Consider the following 20,945-nt stretch of genomic DNA (forward strand, 5'->3'; position numbering starts at 1 on the left):
CATAGCCATCATTTTAAGAATCTTAACGAAATTTTTAATAAAATGAAATGCTAGCCTAACGTAAGAGAAAGAGAAGTAGTGTATAATAACGTAAGCGAATTTGTCTTAATTTGTAATAATGGTTAAGGAGGATTGGTATGGAACGGATAGCGGTCATTGATATAGGCTCGAACTCCTTTCATATGATTATTTGTGAAGTCAGTGGGAGCTATTTTAATCCCGTTAAGATCGTCAATGATAACGATTATAAGGCCTATGTTCGTTTGGGGGCTAATTTACAACAAGGGGATTACATAAAGCTAGAAAAGATTCAGGAAATTATGACGGTTTTAACTAGATTTCAGCATGTAGCGATTCGCAACAAAGTGGACAAAGTATTTTGTGTAGCAACAGAGGCTTTACGTCGTGCGGCTAATGGACAGGAAATTATTCAATTAATAAAAGAACAAATCGGAATTGAAGTGGAGTTGATTTCCGGTCAACAAGAAGCGTATCTAGGGTATTATAGCATTGTTAATGGTTTCGCACTTGATAATTATTTAATGGTTGATATTGGCGGGAGCAGTACAGAACTTGTGTATGTTAGTGATCGAGAAATGAAACAATCGATTAGCTTACCGGTTGGTTCATTAAATATTTGTGACCGATTCCAATCTACGAATACAATTGACGATCAGCTTGGTATGGAAATGACTCAATCTTTTAAAGCGATGCTGGACTGTGTTGAATGGCTAAAGGACATAGAAATTGATGCGGTCATTGGTGTTGGCGGAACGATGCGAACCATTGGAAAGTATGATCGTGCGAAAAAACATTATCCGTTGCCGATTCAGCATAATTATTCGTTAACCTTTGAACGCGTTCAAGCTATTTTTGGAGAGCTGCGAACGTTAACAGAACAGGAACGTTTAGAGGTAGAGGAGCTCCCTAAGAAGCGAGCAGCCATCTTTCCGAGTGCTTTATTATTCGTTGTAACGATTATGGATTATGTACAGAATAAACAACTTATTTTAAGTAAGCATGGGTTAAGAGAAGGCGTTGTGTGGGATTATCTATTACATGGAAAAGTATGTGAGAATATTTTAGAGCGTGATATTGAACAGCTTTTGAATGAGCATACTCTTTCCGAGTGCTATCAGCAACGTTTGACCGAGGTGTTTGCTGCGTGTCGGTCGATGTTAACTACTGAAGAGGTCGATGTGATAAAGCTTGCCACGCTCTTTAATTTGAAAAAACAGTACTCTGATGGAAAGCAGACTAAGAAATTTTTGAAATACTTATTCTCACGCGGCATATTCGGAGTGACTCATCAGCAAATGATGGTGGCGCTGTTAATTGCTGAGTATAACGTGGACGATAAGTATAAAAGGATTTTGACTGATAGGGACCATGCATTTGTTTTGCACATGAAGTCATTGAATTTGTTTAGAGAATAAAAGAATGTATAGGCTGTTTTACAACGTTTGAATGAGAAAGAACGTTGTAAACAGTCTATTGCTGTTAAAATATTTATGTACATTAATTAGAGAAATTCGTTATAGATAAAGGAGAGGACACATCTTGATTACTGTAGAAAATGTTTCATTTCGACGTAATAATAAGCATATTTTACATGATGTATCGTGGTCTGTACAACAAGGAGAGCATTGGTGTCTATTAGGGCTAAATGGTTCTGGGAAAACAACGCTTTTAAATATAATCAATGGCTATATTTGGCCGACAGAGGGGAAAGTTCACGTATTAGGACATACATTTGGTCAAACGAATTTACCTGAGCTGCGTAAAGAAATCGGCTGGGTGAGTTCATCACTGCAACAGCGCTTTCGAGAGCATGATACAGTGTTTCGGATTATCTTAAGCGGAAAATTTGCTTCGATTGGCTTATATGATGAAGTAGATGAACGTGATATTGAGCGTGCAAAAGAATTAATGAAGCTATTACAGTGTGAACATTTACAGAATCAAGCTTATGGCGTTTTATCACAAGGAGAGCGCCAACGAGTGCTTATTGCACGAGCGCTTATGCCATCGCCTAAGCTTCTTATTTTAGATGAGCCATGCACAGGACTAGATTTACTAGCAAGAGAACAGTTGCTTCAGTTTATCGAAAAGGTTGCGGCTGAGCCAAATGGTCTAACACTTATTTACGTAACGCATCATGTTGAAGAAATTTTACCATGCTTTACACATACTCTTTTGATGCGTGAGGGGGAAGTATTTGCTTCTGGACAAACGAATGAACAGTTAACAGAATCTATGCTTTCTGATTTTTTTAAGCAGCCGATTGCTGTTCAACACGAGCAAGATCGAACGTGGATTGCGCTTAAATGATTGGTTCGGTTAAACAACGTTCGTATAAATTAACGATATTCATTAACATAGCCAAATAATTAAATATAGTGAATTGGACAGGATTATTCCATTTCAAAGAAAAGAGGCTGTGTTGACAGCCTCTTACGTACTATTCATTATTTTTTAATTGAATGACAATTTCTTCGTCTGGTGTAACAAACAGGGTTTGCTGCTGTTCATAAATGACGAAGCCAGGTTTTGCGCCGCTTGGTTTTTTTACATGACGCACCTTCGTATAATCAACGGGTACAGAGCTTGATTGTCGGGCTTTACTATAATAAGCGGCTAAAATAGCGGCTTCTGTAATTGTTTGTTCACTCGGTACTTCGTTGCGAATGACAACATGTGAGCCAGGAATGTCTTTCGTATGAAGCCATATTTCATCACGACGGGCAAATTTATTCGTTAAGTAATCGTTTTGTTTATTGTTTTTTCCAACGAAAATAATATCCCCGTTTGTAGAGTGATATGTTTCAAGCTGCGGTTTGGCATTGGCAGGTTTTTTCATGCCTTTTTTTTGTTTTTGACGTAAGTAGCCTTCTTCTTGCAACTCTTCACGAATTTCTTCTACATCCTTTGGTGACGCGGATTGTAGCTGCTGCTGCAACGTTTCAAAGTAGTGTAATTCCTCTTTTGTTTTTTCAATTTGTTCTTGAACAATAGCGACTGCATTTTTCGCTTTTTGATATTTAGCAAAATAATGCTGGGCGTTTTCTGTCGGTGTTTTTTGTGGATTAAGTGGAATAACGACGGTACTTTCATTTTCATCATAATAATTGACGACTTCAATTTCCGTTAGTCCCTTTGTCATTTGATATAAGTTCACGGTCAATAATTCGCCATATAATTGATATTGCTCACTGCGTTCAGTTTCTTGTAACGTTCGTTCAAGCTTTCCAATTTTTTTTCGGTTTTTTTCCACTTCGTTTGTGATAAATCGTTCAAGGTCATGCCCTTGCTGCTTAACACGATCACGCTCAGCCTTACCAAAATAAAAACGATCCAGCATTTGGCTGAGCGATGAGAAAGATTTAGCCTCACCGGAAAGATGATGTAAAGGGAGCATATAAAACACGTCTTTTTTTCCATCCGATATCATAGTAGGTATGTACTCTTGCTTAGAAAGTGTATGGATTAATGCAAGAAAAGCTCCTGGCAATGTATCCGAATTAGCAAGTCCAGCGAGATGAACAGCTTCTTTAGCGAATAAAGGGGAGACCCCAGCGAATTGTTGCACAAGCTGACGATCTAATTTGCCTGCATTGAAATCTAGTTGTTTTACGATATCTTCTGTAGAAGCAGTAAATGGGTTTTGTTTGTGCTGTGCAGGAGGGAGCTTATACTCTTGACCTGGCAAAATGGCACGGTGACTATTTATTGCATAGGATACATGTTTAATACTATCGAGAATCATATTTCGTTCTTGATCGACTAAAATAATGTTGCTGTGACGACCCATAATCTCAATCATTAATTGTTTTTGAGATAAATCGCCGAGTTCGTTACGTCCTTTTACATCCAAAATAATGATTCGGTCTAATTCATGTTGACGAATATCCTCAATCGTAAATCCTTCAAGATGCTTTCTGAGCAGCATGCAAAACATGGGCGGTTCTTTAGGATTCTCATAATCTTCTTCTGTTATTTGAACTCTTGCATAGCTTGGATGAGCAGAGAGTAATAATTTAAAATTTTGCTTGCCTGCCCGAACAACTAAAATTAATTCGTTTTTATAAGGCTGATGCACTTTATTAATACGGCCGCCTTTTAGTAAAGAAGCGATTTCTTCTGTCATCGCCTTTGTAAATAATCCGTCAAATGACATATATTCTACATCCTTTTTCAAATATTGAGTGAAGTAACTACTATATGGTAAGCAATCGAGACTTGTACTGCTTTTCATAATCATTATAGCATTTTTTTGGACGAGTCTGAATATGTATGGGAGGAGAGATGGTTGGAGCTTGTCAAGGTTAGAGGAGGGGGAGTACTGCTTAGATCGTGCACATTATCTGTTTCTGTAAATAATCCCGCCGCCACTTTTCTACTATTATGCAGAGGATGTGTGATGCTCGATGAAGTTCCGGGAAATGAAGACGCAAGAAATAGAGAATGCTCTTCAAACAAGCATTAAGCTTGGATTGAGCGAAGATGAGGTGACGAAAAGGCAGCGTAAACATGGGTTTAATGAACTTCAAGAAGCCGAAAAACAGTCCGCGTTACTGTTATTTTTTGCCCAGTTTAAAGATTTCATGGTGCTCGTATTATTGGTCGCAACGCTTATCTCGGGGATACTAGGTGAATATGTAGATGCGATTGCTATCATTGCAATTGTGTTTTTAAACGGAATTCTTGGATTTTTTCAAGAACGAAAAGCAGAGAAGTCTTTAGATGCTTTAAAGGAGATGTCTGCTCCGCAAGTCTATGTGTTACGTGATAATAAATGGATAAAAGTACCCTCTAAGGAAGTCGTTGTTGGGGATGTTTTAAAATTTGCAAGCGGTGACCGAATCGGAGCAGACTTGCGAATTGTTGAATCATTCAGTTTAGAAATTGAAGAATCTGCTTTAACAGGTGAATCACAACCGGCTGTTAAAACATCTGAGCAGCTTTTATTTGATGCGGATGGTATTGGTGATGAAGAGAATAAAGCGTTTATGGGGACGATGGTAACGAGAGGAAGCGGTAAAGGGATTGTCATCGCCACTGGAATGGATACAGCGATGGGGAAAATTGCCCACTTGCTTCAAACGGCTGAAACGATGATTACACCGCTTCAACGTAGATTGGAGCAGCTTGGTAAAATTTTAATTGCGACGGCGCTCGTGTTAACCGTTATTGTAGTACTGACAGGTGTATTACAAGGACATGACGTGTATACGATGTTTTTAGCAGGGGTGTCGCTTGCGGTTGCAGCTATTCCTGAAGGCTTGCCGGCTATTGTGACGGTCGCCTTGTCGCTAGGTGTGCAACGTATGATTAAGCAGCGGGCGATTGTTCGTAAGCTTCCTGCTGTTGAAACGCTCGGTTGTGCATCGGTTATTTGTTCGGATAAAACAGGAACGATGACACAAAACAAAATGACAGTGACAAAGCTATGGAGCGGCGGAAAGACATGGGATGTTACAGGGACCGGCTACGCTCCTGAAGGAGAATTTCTAGACGGTGAACGAGCTGTTTCTTTACAAGGGGAAAAGTCATTGCTTCAATTGTTAACATTCGGTATGCTGTGCAATAAAGCTGATTTAGTGAGAAAAGGAGATCGGTTTACGTTAGACGGCGATCCAACGGAAGGAGCAATGTTTGTTGCCGCATTAAAAGCAGGGTTAACGAGGGAGCAATTGTTTGAGAAATTTACAATTGTGAAGGAATTTCCGTTTGATTCGACACGAAAAATGATGAGTGTCATCATAAAAGATGAAGCAGGAAAGCATTTTGTCGTGACGAAAGGAGCTCCAGATGTCCTGTTCGCTCGCTGTGAATCGATTTTGTGGGATGGGAAAACGGCTCCTTTGAATAAAGAATATCAAGCAAGTGTTCATCGAGAAATGGAAGGACTAGCTTCACTTGCTCTTCGGATGATTGCGGTAGGCTATAAGCCATTAGCGGCTGGACATGTCGTGTTACATGAAGAGGAAGCTGAAAAGAACTTAACGTTTATGGGGCTGCAAGGAATGATTGATCCTCCTCGTCCTGAAGTGAAGCAAGCTATTAAAGAATGTCGAGAAGCAGGCATTAAAACAGTGATGATTACGGGAGACCATGTGACGACCGCTAAAGCGATTGCTGCGCAGCTCGGTATTTTAAAGGGCAAGGAGAAGGTTGTTGAAGGGAAGCAGTTAAATGATTTGTCGTTTGAAGAGCTAGAAGAAATAGTGGAAGATGTTGCGGTGTTCGCTCGTGTGTCACCAGAGCACAAACTACAAATTGTAAAGGCTCTGCAAAATAAAGGGCATATCGTAGCGATGACCGGCGATGGAGTGAATGATGCCCCAGCTATTAAAACAGCGGATATTGGGGTAGCGATGGGGATTACAGGAACGGATGTGGCCAAAGAAGCCTCCTCTCTCATATTAGTGGATGATAATTTTGCGACGATTAAATCAGCGATTAAAGAGGGACGGAATATTTATGAAAACATTCGGAAGTTTATTCGTTATTTATTAGCTTCGAATGTAGGAGAAATTTTGGTGATGTTTTTTGCTATGCTCTGTGCCTTACCGTTGCCGATGGTGCCTATTCAAATCTTATTCGTCAATTTAGTGACAGATGGTTTACCCGCGATGGCTTTAGGTCTAGATGCGCCAGAAGATGATGTGATGAAGCAAAAGCCGCGTAGTCCAAACGAAGGCGTATTTGCAAGGGGACTTGGGTGGAAGATCATTTCTCGCGGTTTTTTGATTGGTCTTTCCACCTTGATTGCTTTTTATATTGTCTATCGTGCGAATCCGGACAATCTGGAATACGCTCAAACGGTCGCTTTTGCTACATTAGTGTTAACGCAGCTGATTCACGTATTTGATTGCCGAAGCGAACGTTCCATCTTTTCACGAAATCCTTTTGGAAATAAATATTTAGTTGGTGCCGTATTGTCTTCTTTACTGTTGATGATTGCGGTCATTTATTATCAGCCATTGCAAATGATTTTCCATACAGTTGCGATTCCTGCTCGTGATTGGCTGTTAATTATCGGAATGTCGTCGATTCCAACTTTTTTACTGGCTGGCAGCTTTTTAGCAAGAAAATCAAAATAATATATGATATAATCCATAAGGTAGTAGAGTGTTCTCTATTACCTTTTTATTTTTTTCCCAATACATATAATGACCGTACATTATGTTTGATAGGAAGTGAAACCATGGTTATTAGTATGACAGGCTATGGACGAGGTAAGGCAGAGAATGATCATGTAAGGGTAACTGTTGAAATTAAAACGGTGAATCATCGCTTTTGTGAATACAATATTCGAATGCCGCGACAGCTTTTATTCTTAGAAGATAAAGTAAAGAAGAAAGCAAATGAATATATTCGACGTGGACGAGGAGAAATTTTTATTACAGTCGAAGGGGAAGGTCTTGTTGCTAAGGAGCTGAAGTTCGATTGGGATATTGCGGATCAATTTGTTTCACTCATAGATACAGTACAAGAAAAGTATGAGTTAAAATCACAAGTCACGTTACAAGATTTACTGAGACTTGAAACGGTTTTTTCAGTAGAAGAAGTGCCCGCAGAAAATGATGAAGTGGAATGGCTCCTACTGCAAGCATTAACGAGCGCGTTAGAAGATGTAAAACGTATGCGCATTCAAGAAGGCCAAGAGCTAGCTTATGACTTAGAAACACATAAGGAAAAAGTAGCAGCTATTGCACAACATGTGAAACAATATGCTCCTTCGGTTGTTCGTACTTATAAAGACAGGCTAGCGATGAAGTTAAACGAGTTAACGGATGGGTTGATTGAAGAAAGTCGACTTGTTACAGAAGCAGCCATTTTTGCGGATAAGTGTGACATTAACGAAGAGTTAACTAGATTAGAAAGCCACTTATTGCAATTCGCAGAAACATTAAAGCAAAAAGATCCGATTGGTCGTAAGCTTGATTTTCTTGTACAAGAGATGAACCGAGAAGTCAACACGATTGGTTCAAAGGGAAACGACTCTCTTATTACAAAAGAAGTTGTCGAAATGAAAAGCTTATTAGAAAAGATGAAAGAACAAGTTCAAAATATTGAATAGGTTGTTTATGATTAAAGCTTCAAGGTGACAATAGAAAGGGATGGAGGACAATAATGTCGATCAAGCTCATAAATATCGGTTTTGGAAATATTGTTTCTGCAAATCGTATTGTCTCAATCGTGAGTCCGGAATCGGCTCCAATTAAAAGAATTATTCAGGATGCCCGCGATCGCGGTTCATTAATAGATGCTACATACGGAAGAAGAACAAGAGCTGTAATTATAACAGATAGTGATCACGTTATCTTATCAGCTGTTCAGCCGGAAACAGTTGCTGCACGTCTTCAAGATCGTGATGACAGCGTAGAAGAGGGGTAAAGGATATATTATGAAAGAAAAAGGGTTATTGATTGTATTATCTGGGCCATCTGGTGTTGGAAAGGGAACGGTTCGAAAGGCTATTTTCTCAGAGCCTGATAAATCGTTTGAGTATTCTATTTCGATGACGACTCGTCTTCCACGTGAAGGAGAAGTTGACGGGGTTGATTATTTCTTTAAAACGCGGGAAGAGTTTGAAGCGCTCATTGAGCAAGGGAAATTGCTCGAGCATGCTGAGTTTGTAGGCAACTACTATGGTACACCTGTTGATTATGTACGAGAGACAATTGAGGCAGGAAAGGATATTTTCCTAGAAATTGAAGTAGAAGGAGCAAAGCAAGTTCGGGAAAAATTCCCAGATGGCTTGTTTATTTTTCTGGCGCCGCCAAGTCTTTCAGAACTTGAGAACCGCATCGTGAATCGTGGAACGGACACGGAAGAGGTGATTCAACGCCGAATGAAAGTGGCAAAAGAGGAAATTGAACTTATGAGCTTATATGATTATGTCGTTGAAAATGATTCTGTAGAAAAAGCATGTGAAAAAGTAAACTGCATTATTGTTGCTGAACATTGTCGACGTGAAAGAGTAGAAGCTCGTTATAAAAAAATGCTGGAGGCTGAATAAATTATGTTATATCCACCAATTGATTCTTTATTACTTAAAATTGATTCTAAATACTCACTTGTTTCTGTTGCCGCTAAGCGTGCTCGTGAAATGCAAATTAAGGAAGATTGCCAAATTGAAAAGCCTGTTTCTCATAAATCTGTTGGTCGTGCGCTAGAGGAAATTTATTCTGGGAAATTAACTTATACGAATCAATATGAAGAAAAGTAAGTAATTGCATTTGCTTGACCTTTTCGGGTCTGACTCCGTAAAGCAATGAGGCTCGGTAGTTTATCTGCCGTATCTCGCTCTGCAAACGTTGTCAGACCTTTTCTTTTTGTGCAGGAGAAGGGGATGTCCGCATGATCTTATTCTATTGGAATAGATGTTTGAATGATAGTCGTTTCAAAAGGTAAAGTCATATTCGTTTTGTATCCATTTGGATTATAATAAAATAAACAATGTTCAAGCTAGGGGGAAATTCTATGCTTATCGATAAAAAGATTCTTCTTTGTGTAACAGGTGGGATTGCTGTATATAAGGCAGCGGCTTTAACAAGTAAATTGACACAAGCGGGAGCTTCGGTGAAGGTAATCATGAGTGATTCAGCTCGTCAATTTGTGACTCCGCTTACATTTCAAGCGCTATCACGACATGATGTCTATACCGATACGTTTGATGAGAAGGATTCAGCTGTTATTGCTCATATTGATTTAGCAGACTGGCCGGATCTTATTCTCCTTGCTCCAGCGACAGCAAATGTGATTGGGAAGCTTGCTAACGGTATTGCTGATGATATGATTACGACAACACTTTTAGCTACTGAAGCACCAGTTTGGGTTGCTCCAGCGATGAATGTACATATGTATGCCCATCCTGCTGTCCAAAAAAATATGGACACATTACGATCTTTCGGCTATCAGTTTATTGAACCAGGAGAAGGCTATTTAGCGTGTGGTTATGTTGGTAAAGGGCGCCTTGAAGAACCTGAGACGATTGTTCAGCATTTGCAGCGTTTTTTTGATGAGAAGAATCAACCATTACCGCTTCGTGGGAAGAAATGTTTAATTACGGCAGGACCAACGCGGGAAGCGATTGATCCCGTTCGCTTTTTAACGAATCATTCGAGTGGGAAAATGGGGTATGCTTTAGCAGAAGAAGCAATTAAACTAGGTGCGGAAGTGACGCTTATTTCAGGCCCAGTCCATTTAACACCACCTGCTAAAGCTCATGTTGTACAAGTTGAATCAGCAGCAGAGATGTATGATGCGGTCTGGCCATTTTATGACGATGCGGATATTGTTATTGGTACAGCTGCTGTAGCGGATTATAAGCCAAAAGTTTATCATACACATAAAATGAAAAAACAACCGGGAGACAATGTAATTGAGTTAGAACGAACAAAAGATATTCTTCAAGAGTTGGGAATGAAGAAAACTCATCAACTTATTATTGGGTTTGCTGCTGAAACGAACGCAGTAGAAGAATATGCACGTGGAAAGCTTGAGAAAAAGAATGCAGATATGATTGTAGCCAATAATGTAACGACAGCAGGAGCTGGCTTCGGAACAGATACGAATATTGTAACGATGTTTAAACGAGATGGCAGTGCTATCAACTTGCCAATGCTGACAAAAACAGAGACAGCAAAACGAATTTTAACCGAAGCAGCTTCGATGTTACAAAAGGATTGATGGAAAGTATGAACATTGCAACAGTTATTGTGGATGTTCCCGCAAAGCAAACCGACCGTGAATTTGATTATCGAATTCCCGAAAAATGGACAAACATCATTCAACCGGGCATGCGCGTAATTGTCCCGTTTGGCCCGAGAATGGTACAAGGATTTGTGGTCGGATTGAAAGAGCATAGTGAGTGGAATAAGTTGCGTAATATGAAAGAGCCAATGGATTTAGAACCGGTCTTAAATAAGGAATTGCTGCAGCTTGCCAATTGGATGACACGGGAAGCGATGTGTTTTAAAATCACCGCTTTACAAGCAATGCTCCCAGCAGCGATGAAAGCAAAATATGAAAAAGTCCTTAATATAATCGAAGAAAAAAAGGGTGAGTTGTCTCCTATTGTTCTTGCTGCAATGGGACATCGTTCTTCCATCACTTGGAAGGAAGTCATTGAAGGAGAACATGGGGCTCTTTTTCAAAAGGAAGTACAACAGGGGCATCTTGAGCTTGTTTATTATGTGAAGAATAAATTAAATAAAAAAACAATCAAAGTGATTCGCCCATTACATACAGGGGAAAAGCTTTCGGAAATTGCACTCACTTTTACCGGAAATGCGAAAAAGCAGCGTGAGGTTTTACAATATTTCTGTGCGCACCCTGAACCTATTTCGTTAAAAGAGTTGCTTGAAGTAACTCATGCATCGAACGGGACGGTCAAAGCATTAGTCAAGAAGCAGCTGCTCGCTGAAGAAAATCAGGAAGTATATCGTAATCCGTATGAAAATCGAATCTTTGAACGGTCAGAGCCGCTGTCGTTAACGACTGAGCAAGCTTTAGCACTGCACCCGATTCAAGAAAATATTAGGAACAAAGAACATGAGGTGTTTCTTCTATATGGAGTAACAGGAAGCGGGAAAACGGAGGTCTATCTTCAAGCCATTGCTTCTGTTATTGAAAAGGGTGAGGAAGCAATTATGCTTGTTCCAGAAATTTCATTAACACCGCAAACGGTCAAACGCTTTAAAGAACGATTTGGTGAGCAGGTCGCTGTGATGCATAGCGGCTTGTCAATCGGAGAGAAGTATGATGAATGGCGCAAAATTCATCGTAAAGAAGTGAAGGTTGTCGTTGGGGCACGATCGGCCATCTTTGCGCCCTTTGAACATCTTGGCTTAATTATTATCGATGAAGAACATGAAGCAAGCTATAAACAAGAAGAAACACCGCGCTATCATGCCCGTGATGTAGCGATTGAGCGAGCTAAATCACATCGCTGTCCGGTTATTCTTGGCAGTGCGACACCTACATTAGAATCGTTTGCCCGCGCTCAAAAAGGGGTATACAAGTTACTAACGATGAGTCGGCGTATGAATGAAAGTGCACTTCCAGCTGTTGAAATCATTGATATGCGCGAGGAACTTCGTAATGGAAATCGCTCGATGTTTTCAGAAATGCTGTTAACGAAATTAACAGACCGTCTTGAAAAAAGGGAACAGACTGTTTTAATGTTAAATAAACGAGGACACTCATCCTTTGTTATGTGCCGCAGCTGCGGCTATGTGATTCATTGTCCAAACTGTGATATTTCTCTCACCTATCATCGCTTTAATGATATAATGAAATGTCATTATTGCGGTCATGAAGAGGGCATGCCAAATGTTTGTTCAGAATGTGAAAGTGAACATATTCGCTTTTTTGGAACAGGAACGCAAAAAGTAGAGGAAGAACTAGCGAAGATACTCCCTGAAGCACGCGTTATTCGTATGGATGTGGATACGACAAGCAAGAAGGGCTCGCATGAACGATTGTTGAATGCTTTTGGAGAAGGCAAGGCTGATATTTTACTTGGTACGCAAATGATCGCAAAAGGTCTTGATTTTCCTAATATTACGCTTGTCGGAGTTTTATCAGCAGATACAATGTTGCATTTACCAGACTTTCGTTCTTCAGAGAAAACGTTTCAGCTTTTAACGCAAGTGAGCGGACGAGCTGGACGGCACGATCTTCCTGGAGAAGTAGTGATTCAAACATATACACCTGAGCATTATAGTATTGAGCTGGCTGCTCTTCAACATTATGATTCGTTTTATGAACGAGAGATGTTGATCCGGAGGCAAAGTCATTATCCGCCTTATTTCTATCTTGTTCTTATTACCGTATCACATGAAGATGTTATGAAAACGGTGGCGACGACAGAAAAGATTACACACTATTTAAGAATGCAGTTAAGTCCGCATTCTATTATTCTCGGCCCAGTTGCTTCACCGCTTAGTCGAATCAACAATAGATATCGCTATCAATGTCTGATAAAATACAAGCGGGAGCCGCAATTACATCATCATTTACATACGATTTTAGAGCATTATCAACAAGAATCTATACAACATCATTTGACCATTTCGATTGATTTAAATCCACAAATTATGATGTAGTCCAGTCGCGAGCTGCTAGTAGCGCTCGCGTTTTTAAATAAAATGATTGTAAAACGAGTAAGGGGATATCGCTTCGCGTGCCTTGCGCTTTTCTAAAAAGAATAAGACAGTATAAAATTTTCAATATGTTTTGGTGTCTAGCTCCAGGCGCCATCGGCTCGAGGCCATAAGCCAATCACTTCGAAAGGCAAAGAACGCCTTTTGTCAGCGCTTGTCTTATGCTTGTCGCCGATAAGCAGGCGCCTTGCGCTTTTCTAATAGGAGGTTTAATTTTTTGACGATTTTACCAATTGTAATGTTTCCGGAAAAAATTTTGAAACAAAAATGTGCAAAAGTCACAAGTTTTGATAAAAATTTGGCTAAGCTGTTAAATAATATGTATGAAACGATGGTCGAAGCAGATGGAGTAGGGCTCGCTGCTCCGCAAGTTGGTGTGAAAAAACAAATTGCTGTCGTGGAAATAGATGAGGAATCTGGTGTCATTGAAATGATCAATCCAGAAATTTTAGAAGCAGATGGAGAACAAACCGGGATTGAAGGGTGCTTAAGTTTTCCAGATGTATACGGCGAAGTAACACGTCCATATCGTGTAAAGATTCGGGCACAAAATCGACGTGGAGAATATTATGAGCTTGAAGCGGAAGATTTTTTAGCGCGCGCCATTCAACATGAAATTGATCATTTGCACGGCGTTTTATTTACAAGTAAAATTTCTCGCTATATAACAGCAGAAGAGCTAGAAGGGTTTGAGGAACAATGACAAAGATTATTTTTATGGGGACGCCGGATTTTTCGGTACCTGTTTTAAAGCGAATTATGGATGAAGGCTATGAAGTAATAGCGGTTGTAACGCAGCCAGATCGACCGGTTGGACGGAAGAAAGTATTAACGCCTCCACCTGTAAAAGTAGAGGCGGAGAAGTACGGTATCCCAGTATATCAACCAGAAAAAATTCGCAATGAAGCAGATTTAGCTGAGATTTTGGCTCTAAAACCTGACTTAGTTGTGACAGCGGCTTTTGGACAGATTTTGCCGAATGAACTGCTGGAAGCGCCAAAGTTTGGCTGTATTAATGTCCATGCTTCCCTTTTACCAGAGCTGCGCGGCGGGGCACCGATTCATTATTCAATTTTGCAAGGAAAAGAAAAAACAGGTATTACGATTATGTATATGGCTGAAAAGCTGGATGCGGGAGATATTTTAACACAGGCAGAGGTTGTCATTGAAGAAGAAGATAATGTTGGAACACTTCATGATAAGCTAAGTCAAGTGGGGTCAGATTTATTAGCGGAAACTTTGCCAAAACTAATAAACGGAGAACTTACTCCCATTAAGCAAGATGAAGCGAAAGCAACTTTTGCTTCGAATATTAAACGGTCCGATGAAAGAATTGATTGGACAAGAACAGGACAAGAAATTTATAACCATGTGCGCGGCTTAAATCCGTGGCCTGTAGCGTATACACTATTGGAAGGCAACGTCTTAAAAGTATGGCAAGCAAAAAAGCTTCCAGGCATGAAAGAATCCGCTCCGGGAACCATCATCGATGTTTGTGAAGAAGGGGTTGTTGTTGCAACAGGTAACGAAACCGCTATTCTCATTACCGAGCTTCAGCCTTCAGGTAAGAAAAAAATGCTGGCAAAAGATTATTTACGCGGTGCTGGGGCATTTATTAAAGCAGGTATGAAGGTAGGAGAAGAATAATGAAGCAAACGAAAAAGGGTGTGCGAGACATTGCCCTTGATATTCTCGAGTCAGTAGAGAAAAATCAAGCGTATAGCAACTTGATGTTAAATAATGTGATTAATAAATACCAGCTTTCCAGTGCAGATAGCGGGTTGTTAACGGAAATTAGTTACGGAACGATTCAACGAAAGATGACGTTAGATTATTTTCTTAAACCGTATATTAAAAACCCGAAAAAAACACAGTCTTGGGTAATCAATTTACTCCGCATGTCTGTTTATCAAATGGTTTACTTAGATAAAGTGCCGGATCATGCGATTTTGTTCGAGGCAGTAGAAATTGCAAAAAAACGCGGCCATAAAGGAACAACATCGATGGTCAATGGTGTACTTCGCAATATTCAACGAAATGGCGTTGCTTCTTTTGAGGAAATTGAAGATGAAAGCGAGCGTTTAGCGATTAGGACGAGTCACCCCATCTGGCTTGTGAAGCGTTGGATTGAGCAATTTGGCTTTGAAAAAACCGAGGATATGTGTGAAATCAATTTAACAGCGCCTTTGCAAACGGTACGGGTGAATGTAAAGAAAATTTCCCGCAGTGAGCTTGTGAGTATTTTAATTGAAGAAGGCTACGATGTTGAAGCGAGCGATATTTTGCCCGAAGCGATTATTTGTTATCGCGGGAACTTAGCTCATTCTGAAAGCTATAAATTAGGATACTTATCCATTCAAGATGAAAGCTCGATGCTCGTTGCTCATGCTTTAGGAGCAAGTGGAAATGATGCGGTTCTCGATTGCTGTGCAGCACCTGGAGGAAAAACAACACATATTGCCGAAGGGTTAACGACTGGACAAGTGTATGCTTTAGATTTGCATGAGCATAAAGTAAAGCTGATTAAAGATCAAGCAGAGCGTTTAGGGCTTCGAAATGTTAAAACACAAGCTGCAGATAGCCGGCATGTTCAAGACTTATTTAACAAAGAAGGATTTGATCGTATTCTTGTCGATGCACCATGTTCGGGCCTGGGCGTCATGCGCCGTAAACCGGATGTGAAGTATACGAAAACAAAAGATGATATAATAAAGCTCTCTTCTATTCAACAAAAGTTGTTAGACGCAGCGGCACCTTTAGTGAAGCAAGGTGGGCGCTTGATTTATAGTACATGTACGGTCGATCGCGAGGAGAATGATCGAGTGGCAGCTGCCTTTTTGGAGAGTCATCCGGAATTTGAAAGCGATCTAAGTTTAAAAGAAAGAATGCCTGAGGCGATTGTGCCTTATGTGGAGGGGCATAGACTTCAAGTATTCCCTCAATATTTTGAAAGCGATGGATTTTTTATTGCAAGCTTTAGAAAGAAGGTACAAGCATGACAGAGATTACAAAGTCAACAAGAGTGAAAGAAGATACGAAGCCAGAAAAGCCATCGATTTATTCGTTAGAAATTCAGCAGCTGAAAGAATGGGCTGTTGAGAACGGTGATAAAGCTTTTCGTGGTGAACAAATTTATGATTGGTTATACAAAAAGCGTGTAAAAGGGTTTGCTGAAATGACAAACCTATCAAAACAGCTGCGTGATAAATTAGAAGAACAGTTTACATTTACAACGCTGAATACATTAATTCAACAAACATCTAGTGATGGGACGATGAAGTTTTTATTTGAGCTTCATGATGGCTATTCGATTGAAACGGTACTAATGCGCCATGATTACGGAAATTCTATTTGTGTTACAACACAAGTGGGATGCCGAATCGGTTGTACGTTTTGCGCTTCTACACTTGGTGGGTTAAAGCGTAACTTAGAGGCGGGAGAAATTGTCGCTCAAGTTGTAAAAGTACAGCAAGCATTGGATGAAGTTGACGAGCGGGTGAGTTCCCTTGTCATTATGGGAATCGGGGAACCATTTGATAATTATGACAACATGATGTCCTTTTTACGAAACATTAATCATGAAAAAGGCTTGAATATTGGAGCACGTCATATTACGGTTTCAACAAGCGGCATTATCCCAAAAATTTATCAATTTGCTGAAGAACCTCTACAAATTAATTTTGCTGTTTCGCTTCATGCGCCAAATACGGAACTTCGCAGTAAATTAATGCCGATCAACCGTGCGTATAAACTGCCTGACTTAATTGAGGCTATTAAGTATTATACAGAAAAGACTGGGCGCCGTGTTAGCTTTGAATACGGTTTATTCGGTGGAGAAAACGATACAGTGGAGCATGCAGAAGAACTCGCTGCACTTATTAAAGGAATCAAGTGCCATGTAAACTTAATTCCTGTTAATTACGTACCAGAACGCAACTATGTGAGAACACCTCGTGAACAAATTTTTGCATTTGAAAAGACGTTGAAGAAACGTGGTATTAATGTAACAATTCGAAGAGAGCAAGGTCATGACATTGATGCGGCTTGTGGTCAGCTTCGGGCCAAGGAGCGAAAAGAAGAGACGAGGTGACTCGATATGCGGACAATTTATAGAACAGATCGCGGTAAAGTACGTCAACACAATGAAGATAATGGTGGAGTTTTTATCAATTCCACAGGGATTCGCCTTGCCATCGTAGCCGATGGCATGGGCGGTCATCGTGCTGGGGATGTGGCAAGCACGATGACCGTTGATTTGTTAAAGAAAAGCTGGGATGAAGCAGGAGCTATCGAGACAGCGAATGAAGCGGAAGAGTGGCTGAGAGAAAATATTACGAAGGTAAATGAAGTTCTTTTTCAACATGCTGCGGAGAATAACGAATGCCAAGGAATGGGAACAACTATTGTTGCAGCTATCTGTACAGACAAATTTGCATCGGTTGCCAATATCGGTGATAGTCGCTGTTATTTGCATAATGAAAGCGGGTTTAAACAAGTAACAGAAGATCATTCTCTCGTCAATGAACTCGTTCGTACTGGTCAAATTACGAAGGAAGATGCCGAACACCACCCACGGAAAAATGTTTTATTGCGGGCATTAGGTACGGAATTGAAAGTAGAAATGGATATTGTAACGGTCATGTTTGAAGAAGAAGATATTCTTCTGCTTTGTTCAGATGGTTTGTCTAATAAAGTAAGTGAACAAGAAATGTGCAATATTGTGAAAAATGAACATTCACTAGAAGAAAAAGCAACGGCCTTTATTGATTTAGCAAATCAGTATGGCGGCGAAGATAATATTACCCTCGTACTCGTTCAATTTTATGATGAAAGTGTAGTGAGGTGAGTCTGATGCTGGTTGGTAAAAGAATTAATGACCGCTATAAGCTGCTAAAAATGGTTGGCGGCGGCGGCATGGCAAATGTGTATTTGGCTCGGGACATGATTTTAGATCGCGATGTGGCGCTGAAAATCTTGCGCATGGATTTTAATAATGATGAAGAGTTCATTAAGCGCTTTAATCGTGAAGCACAATCGGCAACGAGTCTTGCTCATTCTAATATTGTCAGCATCTATGATGTCGGTGAAGAAGGCGATATCTATTATATCGTAATGGAATATGTCGAAGGAATGACATTGAAACAATACATACAAAAAAATTCTCCTATTCCTATTGAAACAGCTTTAGATATTATGAAGCAAATTACAGCTGCCATATCTCACGCGCATCATAACGGAATTATTCATCGTGATATTAAACCGCAAAACATTCTCATTGACCATGAAGGGACTGTTAAAATCACGGATTTCGGCATTGCGATGGCATTAAGTGCTACAAATATTACGCAAACAAATGCGGTGCTCGGTTCTGTTCATTACTTATCCCCTGAACAAGCACGAGGGGGGATGGCCAATAAGAAATCGGACATTTATTCGCTTGGCATTGTGATGTTTGAGTTGTTGACAGGAAGATTGCCATTCTCAGGAGAATCCGCTGTCTCTATCGCGCTGAAACATTTACAGTCTGAAACGCCGTCACCGAAGCGATGGAATGCCGACATTCCGCAAAGTGTAGAAAATATTATTTTAAAGGCAACAGCGAAAGACAGCTATTATCGTTATGAAAGTGTTGAAGCGATGGGGGAGGATATTCGTACAGCGCTTGATCCGGGCAGGGAGAATGAAGCTCCCTTTTTCATCCCGCAAGATGAAGAGGCTACAAAGGCGATTCCGATTATTACGAATGATTATCTAGACAGCATCGATGAGACAATTGTTAGAGGACCAGAGAAAAATAAGCCTGTTTCTGACCCTGATGAACCGACCATTGCCAGCGATAAAGCAAACCACAATAAGCCTGCTAAACAGCCTGAACAAGAAAAAATAAAGCGGAAAAAGGGGCCGGTTATTTTAGTGGCATCTTTTTTAACGCTATTATTTTTGACAATCTTGATTATTGTAGTGTTCCCATCTTTGCTAGGAACAAAGGAAGTAGCGATTCCCGACTTGCAAGGAAAAGAGTTAGAGGATGCGATTACGGAATTGCAGCATATAGGTTTAGTACCAGGCAAAATTATTGAGTTAGAAGATGCAGAAATTCCTGAAGATCATGTTATTAAAACGAATCCAAAGGAAGGTAAGAAAGTAAAAGAAGGCGCGAAAATTGACATTTATCAAAGTATCGGTCAAGAAACGATCGTTCTTTCTAATTATGAAGGGGAAAACATAGAAGACATAGAAAAACAATTAGAAAAAATGGAATTTAAAGATATCGTCGTGACAGAGGAGTACCATGCTGATATTGCTTCTGGAACGATTATTTCACAAAATCCAGTGGCCAATACGGAAGTTTTACCTGAGGATACAGTTATTGAATTTACTGTTAGTAAAGGAAGCGAACAAATTTTACTGAAAGATTTAACAGGCTATAGTGAGGCAGGTCTAAAAGACTATGCGCAAGATAGCGGTTTGATAATAGAAGTGGAGAAGGAAGAATATCATCAGTCTGTGCCGGAAGGACAAGTTATTTCGCAGTCCCCTGCTGCTCATTCTTCGATTGATAAAGGAAGCACAGTCAAAGTTGTATTATCAAAAGGAAAAGAAGAAGTACCGCCAAAAACAGTTACAAAAGAAATTACGATTGAATATAAGCCTGATGTTATGGGGAAGGCCCAGTATGTTCAAATTTATGTTGAAGATTTAACACGAACAATGAATGAACCATTCGACTCGTTTTATATGACAGAGAATAAGAAACGAACAATTGATTTAACGGTTTCAATCGATAAACCTGCTAGGTATAAAGTTATGCGGGATGATCAAGTAATTATAGATGAAGAGGTACAGTATTCCGATTAAGAAAGTTTAGCAGAAGGAGTGGAGCTATGCCCGAAGGAAAAATTATTAAAGCACTTAGCGGGTTTTATTATGTATTAGATGGTGAAGAAGTGATTCAATGTCGCGGCAGAGGCGTATTTCGCAAAAATAAAGTCACGCCCCTTGTCGGCGATTATGTCGTCTATCAAGCCGAAAATAAAACAGATGGCTACGTGTTAGAAGTAAAACCGCGAAAAAACGAATTGGTTCGCCCGCCGATTGCGAATGTGGATCAAGCGATTCTCGTTTTTTCGGCAGTGGAACCAGATTTTAGTCCAGCGCTGTTAGATCGCTTCCTTGTATTGATTGAGGATAATGAAATTGATCCGATTATTGTTGTGAGTAAAATTGACTTAGTTCCTCAAGAGAAGCGAGCTCAGTTGGATGAGTACGTAAGCAATTATAAAAAATTAGGGTATCCTGTGATGATTACGTCTTCTGTCACTGAAGTAGGAATCGAGGATCTCCTTCCATTTGTGGATGGAAAAACGAGTGTGTTTGCCGGGCAATCGGGTGTCGGTAAATCCTCAATATTAAATGCGATTAACCCTAAACTAGATTTAAAGACGAATGACATTTCATCTCACTTAGGTCGCGGCAAACATACAACTAGACATGTTGAGCTTATTCATATTGGCTCGGGTCTTGTTGCGGATACACCAGGGTTTAGTTCGCTCGATTTTATCGAAATGGAAGCTGAACGGCTTACGTATTGTTTTCCTGAGTTTTATGAGTTAAGTGAGAATTGCAAATTCCGAGGTTGCTTGCATGATAAGGAGCCTCGCTGTGCTGTGAAAGCAGCGGTCGAAGCAGGAGAAGTTCCTGTTTACCGTTATGAACATTATAAACAATTTTTAGAAGAAATTAGAGAGAGAAAGCCGAGGTATTGAA

At 40.0% G+C, this 20,945-nt stretch carries 17 protein-coding genes; 16 read left to right on the forward strand and 1 reads right to left on the reverse strand.

All coding sequences use genetic code 11. The annotated features are described in order from the left end of the window. Positions 1–137 precede the first annotated feature (137 nt). Both BAOM_RS07450 and BAOM_RS07455 read left to right on the forward strand, forming a co-directional pair. Entirely contained in the window at positions 138–1,436 is a 1,299-nt protein-coding gene (locus tag BAOM_RS07450; protein WP_127759732.1) for a Ppx/GppA family phosphatase, read from the forward strand. Positions 1,437–1,560: 124 nt separating this feature from the next. Further along, on the forward strand, positions 1,561–2,331 hold the full coding sequence (locus tag BAOM_RS07455; RefSeq protein WP_127759733.1) for an ABC transporter ATP-binding protein: 771 nt from the start codon (positions 1,561–1,563) through the stop codon (positions 2,329–2,331). Positions 2,332–2,461: 130 nt separating this feature from the next. Here the strand turns inward: BAOM_RS07455 and BAOM_RS07460 are convergent, their stop codons facing one another. After that, complete coding sequence (locus BAOM_RS07460; RefSeq protein WP_127759734.1) at positions 2,462–4,177, reverse strand: Rqc2 family fibronectin-binding protein; 1,716 nt, start codon at positions 4,175–4,177, stop codon at positions 2,462–2,464. 250 nt (positions 4,178–4,427) lie between these two features. On the opposite strand from BAOM_RS07460, the gene BAOM_RS07465 reads away from it, so the two are divergent. The 14 genes from BAOM_RS07465 to rsgA all read left to right on the forward strand — a co-directional run bounded on the left by BAOM_RS07465 (position 4,428) and on the right by rsgA (position 20,944). Beyond that, positions 4,428–7,106, forward strand: coding sequence for a cation-translocating P-type ATPase (locus BAOM_RS07465; RefSeq protein ID WP_127759735.1), 2,679 nt, complete (start codon positions 4,428–4,430; stop codon positions 7,104–7,106). A gap of 104 nt (positions 7,107–7,210) precedes the next feature. Beyond that, the gene (locus BAOM_RS07470) at positions 7,211–8,086 is read left to right on the forward strand and encodes a YicC/YloC family endoribonuclease (protein ID WP_127759736.1); all 876 of its coding nucleotides are present in this window, start codon (positions 7,211–7,213) and stop codon (positions 8,084–8,086) included. A 53-nt stretch (positions 8,087–8,139) separates the two neighbouring features. Then, positions 8,140–8,403, forward strand: coding sequence for an extracellular matrix/biofilm regulator RemA (remA, locus tag BAOM_RS07475; protein ID WP_034313813.1), 264 nt, complete (start codon positions 8,140–8,142; stop codon positions 8,401–8,403). 10 nt (positions 8,404–8,413) lie between these two features. Continuing rightward, entirely contained in the window at positions 8,414–9,028 is a 615-nt protein-coding gene (gmk, locus tag BAOM_RS07480; protein WP_127759737.1) for a guanylate kinase, read from the forward strand. A gap of 3 nt (positions 9,029–9,031) precedes the next feature. Then, a complete protein-coding gene (rpoZ, locus tag BAOM_RS07485; protein ID WP_127759738.1) occupies positions 9,032–9,238 on the forward strand; it encodes a DNA-directed RNA polymerase subunit omega in 207 nt (68 codons plus the stop codon). Between the two features lie 254 nt (positions 9,239–9,492). Further along, positions 9,493–10,701: a bifunctional phosphopantothenoylcysteine decarboxylase/phosphopantothenate--cysteine ligase CoaBC gene (gene coaBC / locus BAOM_RS07490; RefSeq protein WP_127759739.1), complete on the forward strand. Its 1,209-nt coding sequence runs from the start codon at positions 9,493–9,495 to the stop codon at positions 10,699–10,701. Between the two features lie 8 nt (positions 10,702–10,709). After that, positions 10,710–13,121: a primosomal protein N' gene (priA, locus tag BAOM_RS07495; RefSeq protein ID WP_127759740.1), complete on the forward strand. Its 2,412-nt coding sequence runs from the start codon at positions 10,710–10,712 to the stop codon at positions 13,119–13,121. 274 nt (positions 13,122–13,395) lie between these two features. Then, on the forward strand, positions 13,396–13,881 hold the full coding sequence (gene def, locus BAOM_RS07500; RefSeq protein ID WP_127759741.1) for a peptide deformylase: 486 nt from the start codon (positions 13,396–13,398) through the stop codon (positions 13,879–13,881). Further along, a complete protein-coding gene (gene fmt / locus BAOM_RS07505) occupies positions 13,878–14,825 on the forward strand; it encodes a methionyl-tRNA formyltransferase (protein WP_127759742.1) in 948 nt (315 codons plus the stop codon). The genes def and fmt overlap by 4 nt, the downstream gene beginning before the upstream one ends. Next, positions 14,825–16,177 carry a 16S rRNA (cytosine(967)-C(5))-methyltransferase RsmB gene (gene rsmB, locus BAOM_RS07510; protein WP_127759743.1) on the forward strand — a complete coding sequence of 451 codons (1,353 nt, stop codon included), beginning with the start codon at positions 14,825–14,827 and terminating at the stop codon, positions 16,175–16,177. Before fmt ends, rsmB begins: the two co-directional genes overlap by 1 nt. Beyond that, positions 16,174–17,268 carry a dual-specificity RNA methyltransferase RlmN gene (gene rlmN / locus BAOM_RS07515; RefSeq protein WP_127759744.1) on the forward strand — a complete coding sequence of 365 codons (1,095 nt, stop codon included), beginning with the start codon at positions 16,174–16,176 and terminating at the stop codon, positions 17,266–17,268. The genes rsmB and rlmN overlap by 4 nt, the downstream gene beginning before the upstream one ends. 6 nt (positions 17,269–17,274) lie before the next feature. Continuing rightward, on the forward strand, positions 17,275–18,024 hold the full coding sequence (locus BAOM_RS07520) for a Stp1/IreP family PP2C-type Ser/Thr phosphatase (protein ID WP_127759745.1): 750 nt from the start codon (positions 17,275–17,277) through the stop codon (positions 18,022–18,024). Positions 18,025–18,029: 5 nt separating this feature from the next. Then, positions 18,030–20,036 carry a Stk1 family PASTA domain-containing Ser/Thr kinase gene (gene pknB, locus BAOM_RS07525; protein ID WP_127759746.1) on the forward strand — a complete coding sequence of 669 codons (2,007 nt, stop codon included), beginning with the start codon at positions 18,030–18,032 and terminating at the stop codon, positions 20,034–20,036. Between the two features lie 26 nt (positions 20,037–20,062). Further along, entirely contained in the window at positions 20,063–20,944 is an 882-nt protein-coding gene (gene rsgA / locus BAOM_RS07530; protein WP_127759747.1) for a ribosome small subunit-dependent GTPase A, read from the forward strand. The last annotated feature ends 1 nt before the right edge of the window (position 20,945 follow it).

It is taken from the genome of Peribacillus asahii (assembly GCF_004006295.1).
In the GTDB taxonomy this organism is placed as follows: domain Bacteria; phylum Bacillota; class Bacilli; order Bacillales; family DSM-1321; genus Peribacillus; species Peribacillus asahii_A.